Raw genomic sequence first — 343 nt, forward strand, 5'->3', positions numbered from 1 at the left:
GATAGAAGTACAGATACATGGACAGTATTAAGTGATTGGAGTACAAAGAATACAGCAACATTTATACCTAAGAAAGCAGGAAACTATAGCTTTGTAGCACATGTAAAACATAAAAATAGTGATACCAAAACTCAGGACTCATATAAATCAGTGGATGTAAATGTAACATCACCGAAGTCAACAGCTACTGGATTAAGTGTAACTGGTAATAAGATTGTGAATGAAACATTAACAATGACAGCAAGTGGAACTCCAGCAGGGGATACATTATATAAGTTATGGGTATGTGATAGAAGTACAGATACATGGACAGTGTTAAGTGACTGGAGTACAAAGAATACAG

Annotated in this window: 1 pseudogene; it reads left to right on the forward strand. The window is 35.0% G+C overall.

Annotated elements, in window-relative coordinates:
• Positions 1–343, forward strand: a pseudogene (locus E5347_RS17000) (hypothetical protein); the annotation flags it as partial.

The sequence above is a fragment of the Clostridium sartagoforme genome (assembly GCF_004794105.1).
Classification (GTDB): domain Bacteria; phylum Bacillota; class Clostridia; order Clostridiales; family Clostridiaceae; genus Clostridium; species Clostridium sartagoforme_B.